19 protein-coding genes are annotated in these 23,137 nt (G+C 63.3%); 6 read left to right on the top strand and 13 right to left on the bottom strand.

Going from position 1 to position 23,137, the window contains the following annotated elements; all coding sequences use genetic code 11:
• Positions 1–95: 95 nt before the first annotated feature.
• Positions 96–575 (bottom strand): nuclear transport factor 2 family protein, encoded by a 480-nt coding sequence (locus ACSSVC_RS18185; RefSeq protein ID WP_346632802.1) that lies wholly within the window; start codon positions 573–575, stop codon positions 96–98.
• A 58-nt stretch (positions 576–633) separates the two neighbouring features.
• A complete protein-coding gene (locus tag ACSSVC_RS18190) occupies positions 634–1,197 on the bottom strand; it encodes a TetR/AcrR family transcriptional regulator (RefSeq protein ID WP_346633058.1) in 564 nt (187 codons plus the stop codon).
• A gap of 235 nt (positions 1,198–1,432) precedes the next feature.
• On the opposite strand from ACSSVC_RS18190, the gene pssA reads away from it, so the two are divergent.
• Complete coding sequence (pssA, locus tag ACSSVC_RS18195) at positions 1,433–2,776, top strand: CDP-diacylglycerol--serine O-phosphatidyltransferase (protein WP_346632803.1); 1,344 nt, start codon at positions 1,433–1,435, stop codon at positions 2,774–2,776.
• A gap of 79 nt (positions 2,777–2,855) precedes the next feature.
• On the opposite strand, the gene ACSSVC_RS18200 is transcribed toward pssA, so the two are convergent.
• From ACSSVC_RS18200 to ACSSVC_RS18235, 8 genes are all read right to left on the bottom strand, one after another.
• Positions 2,856–4,061, bottom strand: coding sequence for an MFS transporter (locus tag ACSSVC_RS18200; protein ID WP_346632804.1), 1,206 nt, complete (start codon positions 4,059–4,061; stop codon positions 2,856–2,858).
• A gap of 309 nt (positions 4,062–4,370) precedes the next feature.
• Positions 4,371–5,195, bottom strand: a complete 825-nt coding sequence (gene efeO / locus ACSSVC_RS18205) for an iron uptake system protein EfeO (protein ID WP_492611120.1) — start codon at positions 5,193–5,195, stop codon at positions 4,371–4,373.
• A gap of 35 nt (positions 5,196–5,230) precedes the next feature.
• Positions 5,231–6,544, bottom strand: a complete 1,314-nt coding sequence (efeB, locus tag ACSSVC_RS18210; protein ID WP_346632806.1) for an iron uptake transporter deferrochelatase/peroxidase subunit — start codon at positions 6,542–6,544, stop codon at positions 5,231–5,233.
• 15 nt (positions 6,545–6,559) lie between these two features.
• Positions 6,560–7,759: an iron uptake system protein EfeO gene (gene efeO / locus ACSSVC_RS18215; protein ID WP_346632807.1), complete on the bottom strand. Its 1,200-nt coding sequence runs from the start codon at positions 7,757–7,759 to the stop codon at positions 6,560–6,562.
• A gap of 9 nt (positions 7,760–7,768) precedes the next feature.
• On the bottom strand, positions 7,769–8,617 hold the full coding sequence (efeU, locus tag ACSSVC_RS18220) for an iron uptake transporter permease EfeU (protein WP_492611121.1): 849 nt from the start codon (positions 8,615–8,617) through the stop codon (positions 7,769–7,771).
• 221 nt (positions 8,618–8,838) lie between these two features.
• A complete protein-coding gene (locus ACSSVC_RS18225; RefSeq protein ID WP_346632809.1) occupies positions 8,839–9,744 on the bottom strand; it encodes an AraC family transcriptional regulator in 906 nt (301 codons plus the stop codon).
• A gap of 180 nt (positions 9,745–9,924) precedes the next feature.
• Entirely contained in the window at positions 9,925–11,223 is a 1,299-nt protein-coding gene (locus tag ACSSVC_RS18230; RefSeq protein ID WP_492611122.1) for a glycosyltransferase, read from the bottom strand.
• 85 nt (positions 11,224–11,308) lie between these two features.
• Positions 11,309–11,668 (bottom strand): response regulator, encoded by a 360-nt coding sequence (locus ACSSVC_RS18235; protein ID WP_346632811.1) that lies wholly within the window; start codon positions 11,666–11,668, stop codon positions 11,309–11,311.
• Positions 11,669–11,922: 254 nt separating this feature from the next.
• On the opposite strand from ACSSVC_RS18235, the gene ACSSVC_RS18240 reads away from it, so the two are divergent.
• The 5 genes from ACSSVC_RS18240 (at position 11,923) to ACSSVC_RS18260 (ending at position 18,761) form a co-directional block, all read left to right on the top strand.
• On the top strand, positions 11,923–15,417 hold the full coding sequence (locus ACSSVC_RS18240; protein WP_346632812.1) for a response regulator: 3,495 nt from the start codon (positions 11,923–11,925) through the stop codon (positions 15,415–15,417).
• On the top strand, positions 15,417–16,232 hold the full coding sequence (locus tag ACSSVC_RS18245; protein ID WP_011061533.1) for a CheR family methyltransferase: 816 nt from the start codon (positions 15,417–15,419) through the stop codon (positions 16,230–16,232). Before ACSSVC_RS18240 ends, ACSSVC_RS18245 begins: the two co-directional genes overlap by 1 nt.
• Positions 16,229–16,834 (top strand): chemotaxis protein CheB, encoded by a 606-nt coding sequence (locus tag ACSSVC_RS18250; protein WP_404939723.1) that lies wholly within the window; start codon positions 16,229–16,231, stop codon positions 16,832–16,834. The genes ACSSVC_RS18245 and ACSSVC_RS18250 overlap by 4 nt, the downstream gene beginning before the upstream one ends.
• A complete protein-coding gene (locus tag ACSSVC_RS18255; protein ID WP_346632814.1) occupies positions 16,828–18,012 on the top strand; it encodes a hybrid sensor histidine kinase/response regulator in 1,185 nt (394 codons plus the stop codon). Before ACSSVC_RS18250 ends, ACSSVC_RS18255 begins: the two co-directional genes overlap by 7 nt.
• A gap of 371 nt (positions 18,013–18,383) precedes the next feature.
• Positions 18,384–18,761: a response regulator gene (locus ACSSVC_RS18260; RefSeq protein WP_011061530.1), complete on the top strand. Its 378-nt coding sequence runs from the start codon at positions 18,384–18,386 to the stop codon at positions 18,759–18,761.
• An 8-nt stretch (positions 18,762–18,769) separates the two neighbouring features.
• On the opposite strand, the gene ACSSVC_RS18265 is transcribed toward ACSSVC_RS18260, so the two are convergent.
• From ACSSVC_RS18265 to ACSSVC_RS18275, 3 genes are all read right to left on the bottom strand, one after another.
• Positions 18,770–20,440, bottom strand: coding sequence for an ATP-binding protein (locus ACSSVC_RS18265; protein ID WP_404939725.1), 1,671 nt, complete (start codon positions 20,438–20,440; stop codon positions 18,770–18,772).
• The gene (locus tag ACSSVC_RS18270) at positions 20,437–21,939 is read right to left on the bottom strand and encodes an ATPase domain-containing protein (RefSeq protein WP_346632816.1); all 1,503 of its coding nucleotides are present in this window, start codon (positions 21,937–21,939) and stop codon (positions 20,437–20,439) included. Before ACSSVC_RS18270 ends, ACSSVC_RS18265 begins: the two co-directional genes overlap by 4 nt.
• A gap of 131 nt (positions 21,940–22,070) precedes the next feature.
• Positions 22,071–23,126: a tetratricopeptide repeat protein gene (locus tag ACSSVC_RS18275; protein WP_346632817.1), complete on the bottom strand. Its 1,056-nt coding sequence runs from the start codon at positions 23,124–23,126 to the stop codon at positions 22,071–22,073.
• Between the last annotated feature and the right edge of the window lie 11 nt (positions 23,127–23,137).

A 23,137-nucleotide genomic window follows, 5' to 3' on the forward strand; every position in this document is an offset into this window, starting at 1 on the left:
AGGAGCCGGCTTGCCGGCGAAGAGGCCGGCAAGCCTTGCATCGCCCTCGAGGACGCCTTCGCTGGCAAGCCAGCTCCTACGGTGGGGCGGGTGGGTTACAGGCCCAGGTCACTGAGGCCCGGATGATCATCCGGGCGCCGGCCCAGGGGCCAGTGGAATTTGCGCTCGGTTTCCTTGATCGGCATGTCGTTGACGCAGGCAAAACGCCGGGCCATCAGTCCCTGCTCGTCGAACTCCCAGTTCTCATTGCCGTAGGAGCGGTACCAGTTGCCCGAGTCGTCATGCCATTCATAGGCGTAGCGCACGGCGATGCGGTTGTCGGTAAAGGCCCAGAGCTCCTTGATCAGGCGGTAATCCAGTTCCTTGGCCCATTTGCGGGCGAGGAAGGCCTTGGCTTCTTCGCGGTTGTGGGCGAACTCGGCGCGGTTGCGCCATTGGGTATCCAGGGTATACGCCAGGGATACCCGCTCCGGGTCCCGGGAGTTCCAGCCATCTTCGGCCAGCCGGATCTTTTCAATCGCCGACTCGCGAGTGAAAGGCGGAAGAGGCGGGCGCACTTGAGCGTTAGACGACATGATCTGTCTCCAATGAAAGTTGCTGTTCAAACAAAGAAGTTGCTCTTGTTTAAAACAATCAGAGGTCCAATAACTTTCGCGCCATGCATTGCGCATTATCAGCAGCACTGTGATCGCCCATGACAAGGGCAACGGTAATGGCGCCATCGATCAGGATCAGCAGTTGCGCTGCCCGTTCCTCGGGATGTTGCACGCCATGTTCCTGGCAAAGCTCGGTCACGTAGTCGAGCAGTTTCTGTTTATGTTGTTTCGCCACCTGGCGCACCGGATCCTGAGCATCGCCGGTCTCGCCGCTGGTGTTGATAAAGGCGCAGCCGCGGAAACCTTCAGACCCGAACCAGTCCTTGAGTACGCTGAACAGCGCCAGCAATCGCTGGGCAGTACCTTCGGCCTTGCTCACTTCGGTCCTGTACCAGTGCATCCAGCGCTGGTCGCGACGTTCCAGGGCGGCTACCACCAGTTCGTCCTTGTTGCTGAAATAGCGATAGACGCTCTTTCTCGATACCCCGGCGGTCTTCACCAACAGATCCATGCCCGTGGCGGCAATGCCGCTCTTGTAGATCAGCTTCTCGGTGACGTCGAGGATGATGTCGCGTGTTTCAGAGGGAGTGATTTCGTTCATGGGACAAAGAGTAGAACGATCGTTCTCCTTGGTCAATCCTGTTGTTCGGATTTTTATATTCAGCGGTATTTCTCGTAGGTGCTGGCTTGCCGGCCAAGGTGATTTCCAGGGCAACGCAAGACTCAAGGTGCTTTTCGCCAGCCAGCCGGTTACTCCAGAGTGGGCTGACAGGGGACTCAGCCTGTTCCATGGTGTAAGCTCTTGCGCTCTTTGGATTTGAGCCACTGCGAGCCCTATGCCGTCGCTTTTCAAACGTTCCTTGCTGCCCAAACTGCGCAGCTTCCCCCTGGCTGCCGAAGCCTTCACCACTCTGACTGGCGCTGCGGAATTTCGTCGCACTCTGCTGGAGCAAATTGCCCAGGCCAGCCGGCGCATCTATATCGTCGCGCTGTACCTGCAGCAGGATGAAGCCGGTCAGGAAATCCTCGATGCCCTGCATGCCGCCAAGGCCGCCCGACCGGAACTCGAGGTGGTTGTGGTGGTGGACTGGCTGCGGGCCCAGCGCGGCCTGATCGGTGCCGGCAAGCAGCCGGGCAACTCGGCCTGGTATCAGGAAATGACCCGTACCCACGCCAGCGAAGTGCCGATCTACGGCGTGCCGGTGCAGACCCGGGAGCTGTTCGGGGTCCTGCACCTCAAGGGCTTCGTGATCGACGATTGCGTACTCTACAGCGGCGCCAGCCTGAACAACGTGTACTTGCACAAGTTCGACAAGTACCGATTCGACCGTTACCACCTGCTGCACAACCGCGCCCTGGCCGACTCCATGCACCATCTGGTGCAGCATGGTCTGGTGGAGTCGCGGGCGGTCCATCGCCTGGACCTGCCGAACCTGCCGACCACCCGTAGCCTGCGCAACGACATCGGCGACCTGCGCAGTCGCCTCAAGCACGCCACCTATGACACCACCGCCGGTGGCCTGGACAAGAGCGGGCTGTCGGTCAGTCCGTTGCTCGGGGTCGGCAAGGGCAACCCGCTGAACCGGGTGATCTGCGAGCTGATCGCCGGGGCCCAGCAGCAACTGACCATTTGCACCCCGTATTTCAACCTGCCCTTGATGGTGACCCGGGAAATCAACCGGGCCCTGGAGCGCGGGGTGAAGATCGACATCATTGTCGGCGACAAGACCGCCAACGACTTCTACATCCCGCCCAGCGAGCCGTTCAAGGTCATCGCGGCCCTGCCTTACCTGTACGAGATCAGCCTGCGACGCTTTGCCAAGCGTCACCAGAAAGTCATCGACAGTGGCCTGCTGAACCTGCACCTGTGGCGTGATGGCGACAACACCTATCACCTCAAGGGCATGTGGGTGGATGAACGCTACACCTTGCTCACCGGCAACAACCTCAATCCCCGGGCCTTCCGCCTGGACCTGGAGAACGCCCTGTTGCTGGACGACCCCAAGGGCGAGTTGCTGCAGGCGCGCAGCGCCGAACAGGCCGAGATCTACCGGCATACCCGGCGTATCGAGCATTTCCAGTACCTGGACAGCCTGGTGGACTACCCCGAGGCAGTGGGCAAGTTCCTGCGCCGGGTCAGCCGTGTGCGCATCGAGCGTCTGCTCTATCGCATGCTGTAAACCGCTGCCCTGAACTGCTGCCTGGATCGGCTGCGAGCCATGAGGCCCCTTAGGGGCCTGTCGCAGCCTGCGGCAGTGGCTACAGGTCTTTGGGCTGAGGGTTTGGCCAGATGGCGATCAGCACCAGCAGCACCGCCGCCAGCAGGTAGGGCAGGCGCGGTTCGATGGCGTAGATCAGGCTGCCGGCCATGGGCCCGATGACCACGCCCAGGCCCTGGGCGGCGCCGATGCTGCCGGCAGTCGCGCCCTGTTCCGAGGCCTTTACGGCATTCGCCGCCAGGGCCGAGAACGATGGAAACACTCCACCCATGCCCGCCGCCGAGACAAAGAACGCCAGCCACAGGCCCCAGGCGCTGTCCACCAGCATGCTGCCGGCATAGCCCAGCGCCGAGAGCAGAGCGCCGTAGCGGATCATCCGTAGCGGCGGCCATTCCAGCTTGCGCACCACCAACTGCGCGCAGATCAGCGCCACGCCGACCATGGCCAGGGCCACCCCGGCCGTCTGGGCGGCATCGGCGGGGCTCATGCGCAGCCGGTCCAGGGCATAGAAGCTGACGGTGATCTGGGCAATCGACACGCACAGCATGGCAACAAAGGCCACCACCATGGGCCGGCGCAGCCGTGGGTCGCCCAGGCGCACTCGGGTCGGGGCCTGGGCCAGGTGCAGTTCCTGGCGGGGCAGTTGGTAGCGCAGCACCAGGAATGCCAGCAACGGCAGTACCGCCATGGCGTAGAACGGCAGGCTCAGGCTGTAGCGGGCCAGCAAGGCGGCCACTGCGGGACCCAGTACCAGGCCCACGGCATTGGCGGCGCCCAGGGTGGCCATGGCGCGGGCGCGATGCTGGGGCTCGACGTTATCGGCGATCAGGGCGAAGCCGCCCACCGGGATCGCCGCATAGAAGGCGCCGATCAGGCCGCGGCCGAGCATCAGGCCGAGAAAGGCCATGGCGACGCTCGGCAGCGACTGCAGCGACAGGTCGATGAACAGGCACAGGGCCCAGTAGGCGAGGGTGAAGCCGGCGGTGCCCAGCAACAGCACCCGGCGTCGACCGAAACGGTCGCTGGCCTGGCCCCAGGGGCGTGCCAGGAGCATCCAGATCACCCCGGAAACGGTGACGGCGGCGCCGGCGTGCCAGGTTTGCAGATGCAGGGCCCGAGAGATCGGGCCGATCAGCGAGACGAAGGCCATCATCGACATGGTGCAGGCCATGTAGGCGGCCATCAGAGGAACCAGGGAGAAGGGTCTGGCGGTCAGCGGCGCGCTGGCGGCTGTGGAGCGAGGCATGAAGGGTCTTCCATGAAAGCCGATGGGCCGTGAACGTTAACGGTATAACGGGCAACAGCCCAGCCTTATCTGCACCCGTGATGGCAACACCCTGTATCAGCCGGCTTGCCGGCCAAGAGGGCCTTGAGGCGAGGGTTGAGTTCAAGATCGCTTTCGCTGGCAAGCCAGCTCCTACAGGTGCAACGGCTGTTGTTCCGCTTGCGTAGGAGCCGGCTTGCCGGCGAAGAGGGGCTTGAGGCGGGGGTTGAGCTCAAGATCGCTTTCGCTGGCAAGCCAGCTCCTACAGTGGGGGCGGGTTGGGTTTTGGGATCAGTTAAGGCCCAGTTTGCCGCGCAGGGTGGAGAGGTCTTCGGCCAGGGTGTTGACCGGACCGACCAGGGCCTTGCGGTCGTTTTCCTTGACCTTGTCGTAGGTCATGAAGCCGCCGTCAGGAGTTTTGTACTTGGCGAGGATCTTGTTCACCGCGGCGAAGTTCTTGTCCACCTTGGCAACAAAGGCCTTGTCCTGTTTCTCGATCTGCCCACGGAACAGGTCGACGATTTTCTTCGCACCGTCGATGTTGCCCTGGAAGTCGTAGAGGTCGGTGTGGCTGTAGCGGTCCTCTTCACCGGAGATCTTGGTCGCGGCCACTTCTTCCAGCAGCGCAGCAGCGCCACCCACGACTTTTTCCGGCGGGAAGGTCAGGCCGGCGACGCGGGTCTGCAGGTCCTTGACGTCCTTGTTCAAGCCATCGGCCAGCTCGCCCAGGCCTTCGCTGCTGTTTTCCGAGAACAGCGAGTATTCCAGGCGGTGGAAGCCGGTGAAGTCTTCGGCCTTGACGCCTTTCTCGTGGTCGTCGACCCGGGAGTCGATGGAGGCGTCGAGGTCGCTGAAGAGTTCGGCAATCGGTTCGATCGACTCGTAGTAGACCCGGGTCGGCGCGTAGAGCTTCCTGGCGCTGGCCAGGTCGCCCTTTTTCACCGCATCGGTGAACTGCTGGGTGTGGTTGGCCAGTTCATCGAGTTGCTCGGTGACGTAGATCTTGTAGTCGGAGATCGGCCCCACCAGCTCCAGGGGCGCAGTGGCGGCGAACGCCGAAAGCGGTGCGTGGAGCAAGCCAAGGGTCAGCAACACAGCGAGAGGCGACTTTTTCATGGGACTTTTCCGTGGGGGTTGGGGTGTCATGGGGGTTAGGCCGTGGTGTTCGGTCGGGTGGCTTCGAGCAACGAGCGACCAATGAAATCCCCGGCGCCGGTAACGCCCGGCAAGGTGAAGAAGTAACCGCCGCCGGTAGGCTTGAGGTACTCCTCCAGAGGCTCGCCGTTGAGGCGGGTCTGGACCGCGATAAAGCCTTTTTCCAGGTCCGCCTGGTAGCAGATGAACAGCAGGCCCATGTCCAGCTGGCCGTTCTTGTTGACCCCGTTGGAGTAGTTGAACGGCCGGCGCAGGATCAGGTTCTGCCGGGTCTGTGGGGTGCGCGGGTTGGCCAGGCGGATGTGGGCATCAAGCTTGGTCAGCTTGCCGTGGGGGTCACGGGCGTAGTCGGGCACCTGGGTTTCCTTCTGGCCATCCATGGGCGCGCCCGTGGTCTTGATTCGGCCGATGATGCTTTCCTGCTCCTGCAGCGGGGTGCGGTCCCAGCGCTCGACAAAATTGCGGATGATCCGCACCGCCTGATAGCTGCCATGGGCCGCCCAGGCCGGTTCGTCGCTGCCGGGCTGGACCCAGACGATCTGCTGCATGGCCTGCTGGTCATTGGAATCGGGGTTGGCCGAGCCATCGCGAAAGCCCAGGAAGTTGCGCGCGCTTTGTGCCGGCTGCCCGGGCTTGGCCGGGGCCTGGGGCGGCACGCTGCCTTCCTGCTTCCAGCGCACCAGCAGCAGGTCGGGGAGGTTCTTCACGATGTCGCGCAGGGCGTGGATATTGGTGTCGGCGGTGTTGGAGCAGAACTGCAGGCTCAGGTCGCCATGGCAGCAGGCCGGCTCCAGGGCATCGTTGGGAAAACCCACCATGCGCATCAGGCGCTTGGGTTTGGCGGCTTCCAGGCCAAAGCGTTCGTCGAACAGCGATTCGCCCACCGACACGGTGATGGTCAGGTTGTCCGGGGTGACCACCGGGCCGAGGATGCCGGAATCCAGGGGCGGCAGTTTAGGGTCGACCTGGGCCACCGGGCCGCCGCTCATGAGAAAGGCGATGCGTTCGTTGAGGGTGCGGAACAGTCGCTCCAGGTCGTCGCGGTCGCTGGCCAGCACATCGAAGGACACCAGCATGCCCGAGGCCGGGCGCGGGGTGACGATGCCGCTCTGGTGCTGGCCATGGAAGTCATGGCGGTCCTGGGTCTTGTCGCTGCTGGGGGCCTCGGTGACCTGGGCCGCGGCGCCGGCGGCCATGGCCGGGCCACTCAGGCTGCTGCCGGCCAGGGCCACCCCGGCGGCGCCCATGCCCAGCAGCACGCGCCGGCGCTGGGCGGAAAAGGACGGGTTGGACTGATCTGAATCGTTCATTGGAAACTCGTCTGGTTACAGGCCGGAAAGGCCGAGTGCGGGATCGATGGCGTCGAGGGCGTCGGCCAGGGCCTTGGCCTTGTCGGCGATCTCTTTGCGTTGTTCGGCACTGACCTTGTCGTAGTCCAGGTAACCGAAGCCGTCGCGCAGGCTGGCGAGACGGGTGTCCAGGGCATTCGCGGCGTTGTCGACCTGGGGCAGCAACTGGGCGGCGGACTTGGCCAGCAAGGGGCGCAGCAGGTCGATGACCTTGCGAGTGGTCGCCAGGTTGGCGGCAAAACCGTTGAGGTCGCTGTGGCTGTAGCGTTCTTCCTCGCCGCTGCTGGCCCGCAGGTCGGCAAGGCTGCGGATGGAGCGTGCGACCACGCTGACCAGTTGTTCCGGCGGCAGGGTTTGGGCCAGCAACTGCTCCTTGAGGCGCGAGACGTCGCTGGACAGGCGCTGGGCTACCGGAGCCAGGCCGGCCAGGTCGCGTTTCTGGAACAGGCCGTATTCCAGGCGATGGAAGCCGCTGAAGCCCGGGTCCTGTTCCCGCTGTTCGAAATAGTCGGCGCGGGCGTTGATGGCGTTGTCCAGCTCGGCCAGGCGCTGGGCGGCCGGGGCCAGTTGCTGGTAGGCGGCGCGGGCCGGCAGGTACAGGGCCTGGGCCTGTTTCAGGTCACCGGCATCGATGGCCTGTTGCAGGGCGCTCACCGCCTTGATCAGGGCACTGCCCTGGGTGCTCAGGTAGACCCGGAACTCCGACAGCGGGCCGATGAAGGCCACCATCGACGGCCGCGCCTTGGCCTGGGCGTCGGACTCGGCGGTGGGGTTCACGTGCAGGGTGCCGCGAGGGTTGCTCAGCAGGCCGCAGGTGATGGCGTAGTCCCCGGGCGCCAGGTTGGCATTGATCACCTGGCTCAGGCCGGGGGCAATGTTCTCCCGTTCCTCGACCACCAGCACGCCATCGAGGATTTCCCATTCCACGGCGCGGTCCGAGCGGTTGACGATGCGAAAGCTGGCGTGGCCTGCCGGCACCGTCAGCGCGTTGGGCTCACAGCTGTGGGGATGGATGGTCACGGTGATTTCGCCCTGGTGGGCCTGGCGCTTGCTGGCGGCCAATTGCGAGGCGTAATAGAACAGCCCGCCGGCGGCGATCATGACGATCACCGAACCGGCAACCGCCCAGCGCAAGGCGCGGGGAGGCGAGGCCTGGGGAGAGGCTTGCTGGGTCATTGGGGAGCCTTACTGACTGGAAACGGAAGACGCTGAGCCGGGCGCCTTGGCCGGGGCGCCGCCGGGCAGGAAGAACAGCGCCAGGGTCACGGCCAGGTACAGCACATAGGCGCCGAGGGTGCTGAGGGTGGGTGCGTCCTGGTAACCGAACATGCCAGCCAGCACCGAGCCCAGTGGGCCATCCATGGGCAGGCTGGCGCTGAAGTCGAAGAGCACGGTCTGCAGATGGTTCCAGACCCCGGCTTCATGCAGGGCCTGCACCGAATTGGCGAGGATGCCGGCGGCCACCACCAGGATGAACAGCCCGGTCCAGCGAAAGAACGCGCCGAGGTTCAGGCGCATGCTGCCGGTATAGATCAGGAAACCGACGATGATCGCCACGATCAGCCCCAGCAGGGCGCCAATCGGCGCGCCGGGACCTTCGCTCTGCTGGAACACCGCCAGCAGGAAGAACACGGTTTCCAGGCCTTCCCGGGCCACGGCGAAGAACACCATGGCGATCAGCGCCGTGACCTGATGCTGGGAGCCGGCCAGGGCCTGGTCCAGGGACGCTTGCAGGGAGTGCTTGATCGAGCGCGCCACCTTGCGCATCCAGAACACCATGGAACTGAGAATGCCTACGGCCACCAGGCCGACGATGCCCTCGAAGAGTTCCTGCTGCTTTTGCGGGAATTCGGCGCTCATCAGTTCCAGGCCGCCGCCCACCAGCAGGGCCAGGGCCGCGGCGAGAAACACCCCGATCCACACCGCAGGCATCCACTGGCCACGGCCGGTCTGCTTCAGGTAGCTGGCAATGATGCCAACGATAAGCGCGGCTTCAATCCCTTCGCGCAGCATGATCAGAAATGGAACGAGCATTCAGCACCGGCGGGCAAATGAGACAAGGAATCAATTTGTAACATAATGATACTCATTGCCAAATGAAGATTATTGACAACTGCTGAACGTAAGCTGAACGAGATTTGTTTACCAATGTTCGCGCTATGTAGGAGCCGGCTTGCCGGCGAAGAGGCCCGCGAGCCCTGCCCAGGGCATTGGAACGCCTTCGCTGGCAAGCCAGCTCCTACGGGGCGGGGCGATCAGCCCAGGTTCTGTTCGGTCAGGCGTTGCACCGCCAGGCGGCGGTAGTGGGAAGGGGTCATGCCTTTGAGTTGCTGGAAGCGTCGATTGAAGTTGGAGATGTTGTTGAATCCCGACTCGAAGCACACGTCGGTCACCGGTTTGTCGCCATCGGCCAGCAGTTCGCAGGATTTGCTGATCCGCAGGCGATTGACGAACTCGATGAAGCAGCGCCCCGTGGCCTGTTTGAACACCCGGGAGAAGTAGGTGGGCTTCATCCCCAGGTACTCGGCCACTTCCTCCAGGGGCAGCTCTCGGGCGTAGTGGGCAAAGATGTAGTCCACGGCACGGTTGGTGCGGTCGACACTGTGTTCATCCGCCAGTTGCGCGCGGGTGGCGCCGGACAACAGTTGGTAGTCGTCGCAGGCCGCCAGCAGTTCCATGAGGATGAAAAAGTGGCCGAGGCGGGTGATGCCGCTGGAATCGGCAATGCGCTGCATCAAGGGCAGCGCCTGGGCGATGGTGTGCTTGCAGCGGAACTCGATGCCGTATTGCGCCCGCTCCAGCAGCGGGGCGAGGTTCTTCAACTCGGTGAACACCTGGCTGCCGCTGTCGAACAGTTCGTCGGTGAAGTTCACCAGCATGTCGCGCTTGGCCACGACCTCGTCCTCGGCCACCTGGCTGATCCAGTTGTGGGGCAGGTTGGGGCCGGTCAGGAACAGCGTCTGCGGATAGAAGTTGCCAATGTAGTCGCCGATGAACACCTTGCCGGAGCTGGCGACGATCAGGTGCAGTTCGTATTCCTTGTGGAAGTGCCAGCGCACCAGGGGGCAGGGGAAGCCGTGCTGGCGATAGATGATCGACAGACCGTTGTGGTCGTCCATCAACTCGTAGGAGGGGTCAGTGATCTTGCCGGTTCGACTCATGGCGCGGGTCTGTTCTTGTTGTTGGCCCCGCTGATAATGCCTCGTGCCCTGCTAACGCACCAGTAGGAGCTGGCTTGCCAGCGAAGGTGTCCTTGAGGGCGATGCAGGGCTTGTGGGCCTCTTCGCCGGCAAGCCGGCTCCTACATGGAATTCGTCTGTCTGCCCCGTTGGGGCGGGGGATTATGGGGCGGGGCGGTTTTTCGCTTCGATCCATTGCGCCATGTATTGGGTGCTCTTGTGATGGTGGTGTCGCAGCATGGCGCCAGTGAAGTTGTCCCGGCGCAACTGTTCCAGGTGCTGGCGGCAGTCTTGCAGGCGCTGGATCAGCGCCGGGCCGTGGACTTGCTGGCGGTAGCGCGCCTCAAGCAACCGCCGGCCATCCTTCTGGGCCTGTTCCCACAACTGTTGGTCCTGATACAGGCGCACTGCCGCGGCCGCCAGGTCGCCGGCCGACTCGGCCACCGCGCCCGGCCAGGGCAGCCCATCCTGGGACATGGATTCGCTGCCGATCGGCGTGGTGACGCTGGGCGTGCCGCAGAGCATGGCGTCCAGCAGCTTGCCCTTGATCCCGGCACCAAAACGCAGCGGCGCCAGGCAGAGGCGTGCGGCGCTCATCACCTGCAGCGCGTCTTCAGCCCAGTTCATGATGTGGAAACCCTGGGCCGGGTTGTGCAGCGCTGCCGCCTTGGGCGGGGTGTAGGCGCCATACAGGTGCAACTGGGCGCCGGGCAGTTGCTGGCGGATCAGCGGCCACACGCGGTTCTTCATCCAGAGCACCGCGTCCCAGTTCGGCGCGTGGCGGAAATTGCCGATGCTGAGAAAGTGCGCCCGCTGTTCGAAGGGCACGAAGTCCTGTGGCAGTTGTTCCAGCATCAGGGGGCACCAGTGCAGCAGGGCCGGGGGCAGGCGGAACTGCTGCACCAGCAGCTCGATCTCCACCTGGGAGATCATCAGGCTCAGGTCGCAGCGGTAGATGGCGGCGATCTCGCGCTTGGCCAGATCGGTGTCGGCCATGTGCTGGAACTCTTGCGCCGCGGCCTGGGTGAACAGGGCGCTGAAGTCATCTTCGTCGGCGCAGGCCTTGAGGTGGTCCTTGAGGCGCTGGTGGCGGGCATGGCGCAGGCATTGCAAGTCCGAGGTTTCCAGGACACGCAGGGCATTCGGGCAGTGTTGTTCGACCCGCCAGCCGAACTGTTCCTCCATCATGAACTGGTCGAACAGCACGATGTCCGGTGCCAGCTCGGCGACAAAGCGGTCAAAACTGCTGTTGTTGAGCTCGATCGGGCATTCGCGGATGCCCAGGGCCGCCAGGTCTTCCTTGTGTTCACCCTCGTTGGCCGGGCTGCTGAAGGTCAGCTCCCAGCCCTGGTCGAGGAAACTCTGGAGGATCTGCATCATGTGCCCGCCGGCGGCGGACGAACGGGGTTCGGGCCAGACGTAACCAATGATCAGGACTTTGGTTGCGGCGGTGGGACTCATGAGGGGTGGTTCCTGGCAGGCAAGGGCAAAAAAAGGCCGCCATTAAACCACAGCGCGCAAGCGGCGGATCAGGCCGCCGCCGGGCTCAACCGAGGATGCTGCGTACCTTGTCCCGCAACTGGTCGATGGAGAACGGCTTGCCGATCACTGACATGCCGGCGGGCACGTCGATGGACTCGGCATAACCACTGGCAAACAGCACCGGCAGTTGCGGGCGCAGTTGCCGCGCACGCTCCGCCAGTTCACGGCCGTTCATGCCGGGCAGGCCGACATCGGTCATCAACAGGTCGATGGTCTGTCCCGGGTTTTCCAGCAGGCTCAGCGCGGCGTCACTGCCATCAGCCTCCAGGACGCTGAATTCGAGCTCTTCGAGAACATCGACAATCAGCATGCGCACGATGGCATCGTCTTCGACGACTAGGATGGTGGAGGCGCTGGCGGGCATAGGGTCTCTCTCAAGAAATGGATAGTACGGGGCGCTGCGACAGGCGGCCCTGTGCATCAGTAAGTGGCGCCTGGCCACAAGTTCCCGAAGCTGTACAGAAAAATGCTGTTGTACAAGCGCCGGCAAGAATAACCGCTTCCTTTGTCCCAGGGCAGGTCAAATCGCAGTTGTGAACCCATGGGTTATAAAAAATAGCTGCGATGGCCGAATGTGGGGCAAACTTCGTTTTTTTTACCAGCGCCTAGGTCCATCAAATGATCCGTCCGTCCTCGGTTGATGAACAGAGTTTTCGCAAGCTGCTGACCCGCAACATCAGCCTGCCCCTTGGTGTAGGCGTGCTCAGCGCCGTTTTTTTCGTGTCCCTGATCACCTACTTGCTCTCGGTCATCCAGTGGGTGCAGCACACTGACCGGGTGATCAACAATCTCAACGAGGCAGCGCGCCTGACCATCGACCTGGAAACCGGCATGCGCGGCTTCCTGATCACCGGCGATGAGCATTTCCTCGACCCTTATGAGGTGGCCAAGCCACGCATCCTCAGCGAGCTCAATGGTTTGCGCGATCTGGTCGCCGACAACCCGCAGCAGGTGGACCGCCTCAAGCGCCTGGAAGCCCTGCAGGTGGAGTGGAACAACTTCGCCCAGAGCATGATCGAGCTGCGCCGGCAGAACGGCGACTACCGGGGTGCGGTGCAGGCCGGGCGGGGCAAGCGCCTGACCGACGAGATCCGCAAGGAGTACGAGGATGCGGTGGTCATGGAGCAGCAGTTGCGCCTGGAGCGTAATGAAAGCGTCAGCCGCACCACGATTTTCAGCGTGGCCCTGTATCTGCTGTTCGTGGTGGGCATCAGCGCGTTGCTGGCCTATGTCGGGCGTCGGGATCTGCTGGCACTGTCCAAAAGCTACAGCGACAACCTCGAGGCCCAGGAAAAAAGCGCCCGGCGCCTGGAGCAGCAGGCCTGGCTGCGCAACGGCCAGACTGAACTGGCCGAACAGATGCTCGGCCAACTGACCCTGAACCTGCTGGGGCGCAATATCCTCCAGTTCTGCGCCCACTACCTGGGGACGCCGGTGGCGGCCTTGTATGTCCGCGAAGACCACGGCGGCCTCAAGCGTGTGGCCTCTTATGGTTTTTCCCGGGAGCAGGAACAGCAAGAACAGGCGCTGTACGGCGATGAGGGCCTGGTGGGCCAGGCCGCGCAGCACAAGCGCCTGATCCGCCTGGACGATGTGCCGGCGGACTACTTCAAGGTCAGCTCCGGCCTGGGCGAAGGCGCGCCTCGCAGTGTGCTGGTGGTGCCGACCCGCGATGACGACCGGGTCAATGGCGTGATCGAACTGGGCTTCCTGCGGGCCTTGAGCGACCGCGATGTGGAGTTGCTGGAACTGATTGCCGGCAATATCGGTACGTCCATCGAAGCCGCGCGCTATCGCCAGCGCCTCCAGGAAGTGCTGGCCGAAACCCAGCAACTCAACGAAGAGTTGCAGGTGCAGCAGGAAGAACTGAAAACCGCCAACGAAGAGTTGGAGGAGCAGTCGCGGATTCTCAAGGAGTCCCAGGTGCACCTGGAGGCACAGCAGGTCGAACTGGAGCAGACCAACGAACAGTTGGCCGAGCAGGCGCAGATCCTGGCCGAGCAGCGCGACGCCATGGACCGCAAGAACAACGAGCTGAACGAGGCGCAGACCCAGCTCGAAGAGCGTGCCGAAGAACTGCAGCGCTCGAGCAAGTACAAGTCCGAATTCCTCGCCAACATGTCCCACGAACTGCGCACGCCGCTCAACAGTTCGTTGATCCTGGCCAAGTTGCTGGCGGAAAACCCCCAGGAGAACCTCAGTGCCGAGCAGGTCAAGTTCGCCGAGTCGATCTACTCCGCCGGCAACGACCTGCTGAACCTGATCAACGACATCCTGGATATCTCCAAGGTCGAGGCGGGCAAGCTCGAAGTGCGCCCGGAAAATGCCAGCGTGCCGCGTCTGGTGGACGGCCTGCGCAGCCTGTTCCAGCCGTTGACCACGGACAAGGGCCTGGAATTCAAGGTGGAGCTGCAGCCGGGGGCGCCACAGAGGCTGTTCACGGATCGCCAACGGGTCGAGCAGATACTCAAGAACCTGCTGTCCAACGCGGTCAAGTTCACCGAAAAGGGCCAGGTCAGCCTGACCGTTTCCGCTCAGCCGGGGGCCGGTATCGCCTTCGCCGTGCAGGATTCGGGGATTGGCATCGCCCAGGACCAGCAGGACAGCATTTTCGAAGCCTTCCGCCAGGCCGACGGCACCACCAACCGGCGTTATGGCGGTACCGGCCTGGGGCTGTCGATTTCCCGGGATCTGGCGACCTTGCTGGGAGGCTCCATCAGCGTCAGCAGCGAACCGGGACGGGGCAGCATTTTCACCCTGGTGCTACCGGAGCAGTACAGCGAAGCGGCCCAGCCAGTGCTGGCGCCAGTGCCGGCGGTAATGCCAGTGGCGGCACCCCCTGCGCCCAGTGCACCGCTGCCGGTGGCCGAGGTGCCAGGCGTTGAGATCCCGCGCTTCGCCGATGACCGGGACAAGGCCCCGTTCAGCAGCCGCTGCATCCTGGTGGTGGAAGATGAGGCTAACTTTGCGCATATCCTCTTCGATCTGGCCCACGAACTGGGTTACCACTGCCTGGTAGCCCATGGCGCCGACGAGGGTTACAGCCTGGCCGCCCAGTACATGCCGGACGCCATCCTGCTGGACATGCGCCTGCCCGATCATTCCGGCCTGACCGTGCTGCAGCGCCTCAAGGAAAATGCCCAGACCCGGCACATCCCGGTGCACGTGATCTCGGTGGAAGACCGGGTGGAAGCGGCCATGCATATGGGCGCCGTGGGCTACGCGGTCAAACCCACCACCCGCGAGGAACTCAAGGACGTCTTCGCCCGCCTGGAAGCCAAGCTGACGCAGAAGGTCAAGCGCGTGCTGCTGGTGGAGGACGATGACCTGCAACGCGACAGCATTGCCCGGCTGATCGGCGACGACGATATCGAGATCACGGCCGTGGGCCTGGCCCAGGATGCCCTGGACCTGCTGCGCGAGAATGTCTACGACTGCATGGTCATCGACCTCAAGTTGCCGGACATGCTGGGCAACGACCTGCTCAAGCGCATGTCCACCGAAGACATCTGCTCCTTCCCGCCGGTGATCGTCTATACCGGGCGCAACCTGACCCGGGATGAAGAGGCCGAGCTGCGCAAGTATTCCCGCTCGATCATCATCAAGGGCGCCCGCTCGCCGGAGCGCCTGCTGGATGAAGTGACGCTTTTTCTGCACAAAGTCGAATCCCAGTTGTCCCATGAGCGGCAGAAGATGCTCAAGACCGCCCGCAGCCGCGACAAGGTCTTCGAGGGGCGCAAGATCCTCCTGGTGGATGATGACGTGCGCAACATCTTTGCCCTGACCAGTGCCCTGGAACACAAGGGTGCGGTGGTGGTGATCGGCCGTAACGGCCATGAGGCCATCGCCAGACTCAATGAAGTCGAGGATATCGACCTGGTGCTGATGGACGTGATGATGCCGGAGATGGACGGTTTCGAAGCCACGGTGCAGATCCGCAAGGACCCGCGCTGGCGCAAGCTGCCCATCATCGCCGTAACCGCCAAGGCCATGAAGGATGACCAGGAGCGCTGCCTCCAGGCCGGCTCCAATGACTACCTGGCCAAGCCCATTGACCTCGACCGCCTGTTTTCGCTTATCCGCGTGTGGCTACCCAAGATGGAAAGAATTTAGTGGAGCGTAATACCGAGATCGAACTGCGTTTGCTGATCGAAGCTATTTACCTCAAATACAGCTACGACTTCCGCGACTACTCCGGTGCTTCGATCAAGCGTCGGGTCAACCATGCCTTGCGTCAGTTCGAGTGCAAGACCATTTCCGCGCTGCAGGAGCGGGTGCTGCACGACCCGACGGCGTTCATGCAGTTGCTGCAGTTCCTGACCATTCCGGTGAGCGAGATGTTTCGCGATCCGTCGCACTTCCTGGCGATCCGCCAGGAAGTGGTGCCGTTGCTCAAGACCTACCCGTCGATCAAGATCTGGATCGCCGGCTGCAGCACCGGGGAAGAGGTCTATTCCATGGCCATCCTGCTGCGCGAAGAGGGGCTGCTGGAGCGCACCATCATCTATGCCACGGACATCAACCCCAGCTCCCTGGAGAAGGCCAAACAAGGCATCTTCTCCCTGGAGAACGTGCGGGCCTACACCCACAACTACCAGCAGGCCGGCGGCCAGCGTTCCTTTGCCGACTACTACACTGCGGCCTACGACTACGCGATTTTCGACAAGAGCCTGCGGGAGAACGTGACCTTCGCCGATCACAGCCTGGCGACCGACAGCGTATTCTCAGAAACTCAATTAATTTCATGTCGTAACGTATTGATTTATTTCAATAAAAAATTGCAGGATCGAGCCTTCGGACTGTTCCACGAGTCGCTTTGCCATCGGGGCTTCCTGGTGCTGGGCAGTAAGGAGACCCTGGATTTTTCCGCCTATGGCAAACACTTCGAACCCTTGGTCAAACAAGAACGGATCTACCGCAAGACATGAATCAGCAGATTGCCGGGCACAACCTCTGGCCACGGGTCGAGGCCGTTGTGGTGGGCGCATCCGCCGGTGGCGTGGAGGCCCTGTTGAGTCTGTTCAGTGACTTTCCCCAGGACTTTCGCCTGCCGGTGATCGTGGTCCTGCACCTGCCGGACGAACGCCGCAGCCAGTTGGCGGAGGTCTTCGACAGGCGCCTGGCGCTGCCGGTGAAGGAGGCTGACGACAAGGAGCAGATCGTCCCTGGCACCTTGTATTTCGCTGCCCCCGGTTATCACTTGTCGGTGGAGCAGGACCGTAGCCTGTCCCTGAGCCAGGAGGAGCGGCTGCACCATTCTCGGCCCGCCATCGACTACCTGTTCGAATCCGCAGCCGATGCCTACGGCGAGAACCTGGCCGCAGTGCTCCTGACCGGTGCCAATCGGGACGGCGCCCAGGGGTTGGCGGAGGTCAAGCGCCAGGGCGGCCTGACCATTGTCCAGGACCCCCGTGAAGCCCATGTCGCGACCATGCCGGAAGCGGCCCTGGCCCTGCAGCAACCGGATTACATTCTCACCTTGCGCGGCATCAGCCGTCTGCTTGCCGAGCTGGAACGACCCCCATGTTAAGTACTATTCAAGCCAAGCTGCTGATCGTCGACGATCTGCCGGAGAACCTGCTGGCCCTGGAAGCGCTGATCAAGCGCGAGGACCGCATGGTGTACAAGGCACTGTCGGCCGATGAAGCCTTGTCGCTGCTGCTCCAGCATGAGTTCGCCATGGCCATCCTTGATGTACAGATGCCGGGCATGAACGGCTTCGAGCTGGCCGAGCTGATGCGCGGCACCGAGAAGACCAAGAACATCCCCATCGTTTTCGTCAGTGCCGCCGGGCGCGAGCTCAACTACGCCTTCAAGGGCTACGAGAGCGGGGCGGTGGACTTCCTACACAAGCCCCTGGACATCCACGCGGTGAAGAGCAAGGTCAATGTGTTCGTTGACCTGTATCGCCAGAGCAAGGCCATGAAACAGCAGGTCGAGGCCCTGGAGCAGAGCCGGCGTGAGCAGGAGGCGTTGCTCAATAAGCTTCAGGCCACCCAGAACGAGCTGGAGCAAGCGGTGCGCATGCGCGATGACTTCATGTCCATCGTCGCCCATGAAGTGCGCACGCCGCTCAATGGCCTGATCCTGGAAACCCAACTGCGCAAGATGCACCTGGCCCGGGAGAACGCAGCGGCCTTCAGCCTGGACAAGATGCACGCCATGGTCGATCGCGACGAGCGCCAGATCAAAAGCCTGATCCGCCTGATCGAGGACATGCTGGACATCTCGCGGATTCGCACCGGCAAGCTGTCGATCCGCCCGTCACAGTTTGACCTGGCGCAACTGGTACGCGGGTTGGTGGAGAACTTCGCGCCCCAGGTGGAAGCCGCGCAATCATCCCTGAGCCTGGAGGTCGAGCAGCCGTTGCAAGGCCACTGGGATGAATTCCGCATCGAACAGGTGATTTCCAACCTGCTGACCAATGCCTTGCGCTACGGCGCCAAGAGCCCCATCGAAGTCCGGGTCTATGCCCAGGACGGCGAGGCGCGGGTCGAGGTGCGGGATCACGGGATCGGCATCAGCGAAGACAACCAGAAGCGGATTTTCCAGCAGTTCGAGCGGGTCAGCGCCAGTCACGTAGCAGCGGGCCTCGGGCTTGGGCTGTTCATTTCCGAGCAGATCGTCACTGCCCACGGCGGCACCATCAGTGTCGAAAGTCGCATTGGCGAAGGCGCATTGTTTCGCGTCAGCCTGCCCCTGGCCTGACTGTAGGAGCCGGTTTGCCGGCGAATCGCGAAAAGCGTCACGCAGACGCAACCTCTGCGTGACCCAATGGTCGAAGGGGGCTGTTGACGTTTGGTGACCTGCCGCGACGGCGGCCCACTTAGCGCAAGGCAAGGCGCGAGGAGCGCAGTTTGGTTGTTCCAAATAAGCTCCGAGCAACGCAGCCTTGCGCTAAGTGGGCCCCGTCCCTTCGGGTTGCGTGCCAAACTGTGCGAGGCTGCGTTGCGGGATTTGCCAAGGGAACAACCATTAGCGGCATCCCGCGCCTTGCCTCGCGCAGTTTGGCCCAGCAACGCGGTAGGTCACCAAACATCAACAGCCCCTGGCAGCAATTGATCGAGCAAAGGTTTTCCATGAGTGAAGATGCACAAGACGTCGTACTGATCGTCGAAGATGAACCCGTCATCCTGATGCTGCTGGCCGACTACCTGTCGGGCCTGGGCTACCGGGTACTCCAGGCCGAAAATGGCGAGCAGGCGTTCGAGATCCTGGCCAGCAAGCCGCACCTGGATGTGATGATCACCGACTACCGGCTGCCTGGCGGCATTACCGGGGTGATGATCGCCGAACCGGCCGTAAAGCTGCGCCCGGACCTCAAGGTGATTTTCATCAGCGGCTACCCCAACGAAATCCTCGAATGCGGCAGCCCCATCACCCGCAAGGCACCGATCCTGGCCAAGCCCTTCGACCTCAACAGCCTGCAGGAGCAGATCCAGCAACTGCTGGCCTGAGCCGGGCCTCAGTCGCGGATCATCTCCCGCACCTTGGCCGTCAGCAGGTCGAAGGTGAAGGGCTTGGTGATCAGTTGCATGCCGGGCTCGAGGAAGCCGCCACGGGCGGCGGCGTGCTCGGCGTAGCCGGTGATGAACAGGACTTTCAATTGCGGGCGGATCTGCCGCCCGATTTCCGCCAGTTGCCGGCCGTTCATGCCCGGCAACCCCACATCGCTGATCAATAGATCGATGCGTTGCCCCGAATCGAGGATCGGCATGGCGCTACGGGCGTCGCCGGCTTCAACAAAGGCATAGCCCAGCTCGCCGAGTACCGCGCTGACCAGCACCCGTACCGCTGGATCATCCTCGACGATCAGCACCGTCTCGCCGTTCTGCGCGGTTTCCGACTGTTGCTCCAGCGGCTGTTCATCCTGCTCCGCACTGCCCCGAAAGCGCGGCAGGTACAGGCTGACCTCGGTGCCCCGGCCCAGGGTGCTGTTGAGGGACACGTGGCCGTGGGACTGCTTGCTGAAGCCATAGATCATCGACAGACCGAGCCCGGTGCCCTGGCCGATGGGCTTGGTGGTGAAGAAGGGGTCGAACACCCGATGGATGATGGCGTCGGGCATGCCGCAACCATTGTCGCTGACTCGCAGCTGCACGTAGTCGCCGGGTTCGAGGTTGTCGTGGGCCTGGGTGAAGTCCGGGCCCAGGTGCTGATTGAGGGTTTCCACCAGCAGCCGGCCGCCATTGGGCATGGCGTCCCGGGCGTTGAGGACCAGATTGAGCAGGGCACTTTCCAGCTGGTTGGGGTCGGCCTCGGCGACCCACAGTTGCGGGCACAGGTGCATGTCCAGCTGGATGCTTTCGCTGAGGCTGCGTTGCAGCAGTTCGCCCATGGACGTCACCAGGGCATTCATTTCCACTGGCTTGGAGTCCAGCGACTGGCGTCGCGAGAAGGCCAGCAGGCGATGGGTCAGGCCGGCGGCGCGATTGGCCGAGGTGACCCCCAGGTCGATCAGTCGGTCCAGGTCCTCGGTGCGACCCCGGGCCAGGCGCCGGCGCAGCAGCTCCAGGCTGCCGATGATGCCGGTGAGCATGTTGTTGAAGTCATGGGCGATGCCTCCGGTGAGCTGGCCCACGGCTTCCATCTTTTGCGACTGGCGCAGGGCTTCCTCGTTGTGTCGCAGTTGCGCGGTGCGTTCTTGCACCTGCTGCTCCAGGGTTTCCAGGGTGCGTTGCAGGCGCAGCTCGCTCTGGCTCAGGTCGATCAACCGGTCCCGGGCTTCGTATTGCCGGCGTCGGCCACGCAGGGCGGCGCTCACCAGGCTGATCAGGGTGGCCGGATGGAAAGGGCGTTCAAGGAAGCTGACGTTGCCCAGGGGGGCGCTGAAGCGTGAGGCCGGATTCTGCTCCGGACCGCCGTGCTGGGTCAGCAGCACGATGGGCAGGTCGGACCAGGCCGGTTGCTGCTCCAGATGACGCAACAGGGGTTCCAGGTCGGCCCCGCGCAAAGCCTCGGCGGCGATGATCACCAGCCCGGCGCCGTGCTCCAGCTCTGCGCACAGGGCCGGCAGGTGAGGGCTGATCAGGCTGCTGAATCCCGCCTCGTTGAGCATCATCTGCGCCAGCTGGCTGTCACGGCCGTGGGGCGTGAGCACCAGGGCGCGCTCGGAAAATGCCAGGCCCTGGGTCATCGTCCCTCTTCCCGAAGCAGCGGTGTGCTTTCGCCCAGGTAGGTGGGCACGCCCCGCAGTACGCCCTGGAAGGCTTCCAGGGGTTCGCCGATGGTCAAGCCGCGCGCGCTGATGCGGTACTCACGGATGGTGGATTCGTGGCTGCCGGTGCGTTTCTTGATGATGGAGATGGCTCGGCGCACCTTGCCCAGGGCCTCGAAGTAGCGCAGCAGGACCACGGTGTCCGCCAGATAGGTGATGTCCACCGGGGCCTGCATGTCGCCCACCAGGCCATGCTGGGCCACGGTCATGAAGGTCGCGGCGCCCTGGCGATTGAGGTACAGCAGCAGCTCGTGCATGTGCAGCACCAGGGCATTTTCCTCGGGCATGGCCGCCTGGTAGCCGTTGATGCTGTCGATCACCACGGTCTTGATCCGTTGCTGGTCGACGCAGCGCCGGACCCGGTAGGACAGCTCCCCCGGGGACAGTTCTGCAGCGTCCACTTGTTCGATCACCAGGTTGCCGGTGGCTTGCAGGGCCTCCAGGTCGATACCCATGTTGCGCATGCGTTCCAACAGCAGCCCCAGCTCTTCGTCGAAGATGAACAGCGCGGCCTTCTCGCCCCGGGCCACGGCGGCCGCGGCGAAGATCATCGAAATAAGCGACTTGCCGGTACCGGCGGGGCCGAGGATCAGGGTGCTGGAGCCGCTTTCGATGCCGCCTCCCAGGAGCGCGTCCATCTCCTTGATGCCGCAGGTCAAGGTCAGGCGCTCGTAGCGGCCTCGGTGTTCGGCAGCCACCAGCCTGGGGAATACATGGACGCCGTCGCCCATGATGGTGAAGTCATGAAAGCCGCCGCGGTACTTCTGGCCCCGGTATTTCACCACCCGGATGCGCCGGCGTTCGGCGCCGTAGCTGGGGGTCAGCTCCTCCAGACGAATCACCCCATGGGCCACGCTGTGCACGGTCTTGTCCAGGGATTCGGTGGTCAGGTCGTCCAGTAACAGCACGGTGGCGTCATAACGCACGAAGTAGTGCTTGATCGCCAGGATCTGCCGCCGGTAGCGCAGGGAGCTCTGGGCCAGCAGGCGGATTTCCGAGAGGCTGTCGAGCACCACCCGCGTCGGCTTGAAGCGTTCCACCACTTCGAAGATCTGCCGGGTGGCTTCCCCCAGCTCCAGGTCCGAGGAATACAGCAGGCTTTGCTGGTGCTCGGCATTGAGCAGGCTTTCCGGCGGGGTCAGCTCGAAGATGTGGATGTTGTCGTCGAGCGTCCAGCCATGGGAGGTTGCGCCCTGACGCAGTTCGCGCTCGGTTTCCGATAGCGTGATGTACAGGCAGCGCTCGCCGGCCAGGGCGCCGGCACGCAGGAAATGCAAGGCCACGGTGGTCTTGCCGGTTCCGGGTTCACCTTCCAGCAGGAACACATGGCTGCGTGACAATCCTCCGGAGAGGATGTTGTCCAGGCCTTCGATTCCGGTGGCGGCTTTTTCGTTGAGCAACGCAGTTGAGGTCGACAAACAATGCCCTCGCACAATGGGTCCAGGTAGCCGGCGATGGCGCGAACGCCTTGATATCGCAGCTTATTGTCTTGACCGTTCGGTGCGGGCGCGGTTCAACCTTTTGTCGCCAGGGGGATGGGGTGGGGGCCTTACAGGCCCTGCTGCAATGCCGGATCGTCGGGGTTCTGCTGTTCCAGCTGGGCCAGCAACACCTGGACGTTCTGCAACTGGCCGCTCTCTTTCCAGTAGTTGATCAGGAGCACCCGCGCCTTGCGGTTGTAGGGCTGGCGCTGGACGATTTCCTCCAGCTGCTTCTGCGCCGCTTCCTGCTCCTGTTCGCTGTGCAGGGTGGTGGCCAGGTCGTAGCGGTAGGCGGCGTTGTTGGGTTCCAGCTCCACGGCCCGGGACAGGCCGAGCAGGGCGAATTCGCCCTGGCCGTGGTGCAGCAGCCAGAGCCCCAGGGCATGTTGCAGGTAGGCGGAGTCTTGCTGGGCCTGCAGTTGCTTGGCCAGTAACTGGCGGGCGGCGTCGCTCTGGCCTTGCTTGTCCAGCACTTCGATCTGCAGCACCACCGCTTGCAGGTTGTCCGGTGCCAGGCGCAGGGCCTGCTCCAGAGTCTGCTGGGCCTTGCTCAGGTCGGCGTTGTGCAGGTACAGGCGGGCCAGCTGGTACTGGGCCTCGACGTCGTCACCCCGGGTCTTGAGCACCTGGGTGTATTCGTCGATCACCTGTTGCAGCGGGCCGAAGTACAGCCCCTGGTCATCCGGGCTCAGGCCCAGCAGGGCATCTACCGCGGCAAAGCGCACGCTTTGCTCGTGATCGTCGAGCAAGGGACCGAGCAGCAGGCTGCGCTGGCCACTGGGAACCAGGCCCAGCACGCTCTTGATCGCCGCTTTGCGCACCTCGGCCGAGGGGTGATAGAGGTCGGCATCCGCCAGCTTCAGGGCCTGGGGGCTGGGGTAGTTGGGCAACACTGCCAGCAGGCGGGTGCGCCGCTGATCATTGAGGTCGGGGCGCGCCAGTTGCTGGTACAGCACCCGTGCCGCGCCCGGCTGGCCGTTGCGGGCCTTCTCCAGGGCCTGGCCGTAGCCATGCTTGATCGCCTCCGGAACCGCTGGCGGGCTGCTGCGCAGAAAGGTCCAGGCCAGGGCCAGGGCGATAACGAGCAACAGGCTGATCAGCAGGTAGCGACGGGGCAGGGGCATGCAGGAATCCG

Source organism: Pseudomonas sp. E1BtOHC1 (assembly GCF_058744285.1).

What these genes read in the sequence shown, in the direction of transcription:
- efeU (WP_492611121.1), bottom strand. Translation starts at nt 8,617, where the DNA reads ATGCTCGTTCCATTTCTGATCATGCTGCGCGAAGGGATTGAAGCCGCG.
- ACSSVC_RS18255 (WP_346632814.1), top strand. Translation starts at nt 16,828, where the DNA reads ATGTTAAGTACTATTCAAGCCAAGCTGCTGATCGTCGACGATCTGCCG.
- ACSSVC_RS18185 (WP_346632802.1), bottom strand. Translation starts at nt 575, where the DNA reads ATGTCGTCTAACGCTCAAGTGCGCCCGCCTCTTCCGCCTTTCACTCGC.
- ACSSVC_RS18230 (WP_492611122.1), bottom strand. Translation starts at nt 11,223, where the DNA reads ATGAGTCCCACCGCCGCAACCAAAGTCCTGATCATTGGTTACGTCTGG.
- ACSSVC_RS18190 (WP_346633058.1), bottom strand. Translation starts at nt 1,197, where the DNA reads ATGAACGAAATCACTCCCTCTGAAACACGCGACATCATCCTCGACGTC.
- ACSSVC_RS18225 (WP_346632809.1), bottom strand. Translation starts at nt 9,744, where the DNA reads ATGAGTCGAACCGGCAAGATCACTGACCCCTCCTACGAGTTGATGGAC.
- efeO (WP_346632807.1), bottom strand. Translation starts at nt 7,759, where the DNA reads ATGACCCAGCAAGCCTCTCCCCAGGCCTCGCCTCCCCGCGCCTTGCGC.
- ACSSVC_RS18240 (WP_346632812.1), top strand. Translation starts at nt 11,923, where the DNA reads ATGATCCGTCCGTCCTCGGTTGATGAACAGAGTTTTCGCAAGCTGCTG.
- efeO (WP_492611120.1), bottom strand. Translation starts at nt 5,195, where the DNA reads ATGAAAAAGTCGCCTCTCGCTGTGTTGCTGACCCTTGGCTTGCTCCAC.
- ACSSVC_RS18250 (WP_404939723.1), top strand. Translation starts at nt 16,229, where the DNA reads ATGAATCAGCAGATTGCCGGGCACAACCTCTGGCCACGGGTCGAGGCC.
- ACSSVC_RS18235 (WP_346632811.1), bottom strand. Translation starts at nt 11,668, where the DNA reads ATGCCCGCCAGCGCCTCCACCATCCTAGTCGTCGAAGACGATGCCATC.
- ACSSVC_RS18200 (WP_346632804.1), bottom strand. Translation starts at nt 4,061, where the DNA reads ATGCCTCGCTCCACAGCCGCCAGCGCGCCGCTGACCGCCAGACCCTTC.
- ACSSVC_RS18275 (WP_346632817.1), bottom strand. Translation starts at nt 23,126, where the DNA reads ATGCCCCTGCCCCGTCGCTACCTGCTGATCAGCCTGTTGCTCGTTATC.
- efeB (WP_346632806.1), bottom strand. Translation starts at nt 6,544, where the DNA reads ATGAACGATTCAGATCAGTCCAACCCGTCCTTTTCCGCCCAGCGCCGG.
- ACSSVC_RS18265 (WP_404939725.1), bottom strand. Translation starts at nt 20,440, where the DNA reads ATGACCCAGGGCCTGGCATTTTCCGAGCGCGCCCTGGTGCTCACGCCC.
- pssA (WP_346632803.1), top strand. Translation starts at nt 1,433, where the DNA reads ATGCCGTCGCTTTTCAAACGTTCCTTGCTGCCCAAACTGCGCAGCTTC.
- ACSSVC_RS18260 (WP_011061530.1), top strand. Translation starts at nt 18,384, where the DNA reads ATGAGTGAAGATGCACAAGACGTCGTACTGATCGTCGAAGATGAACCC.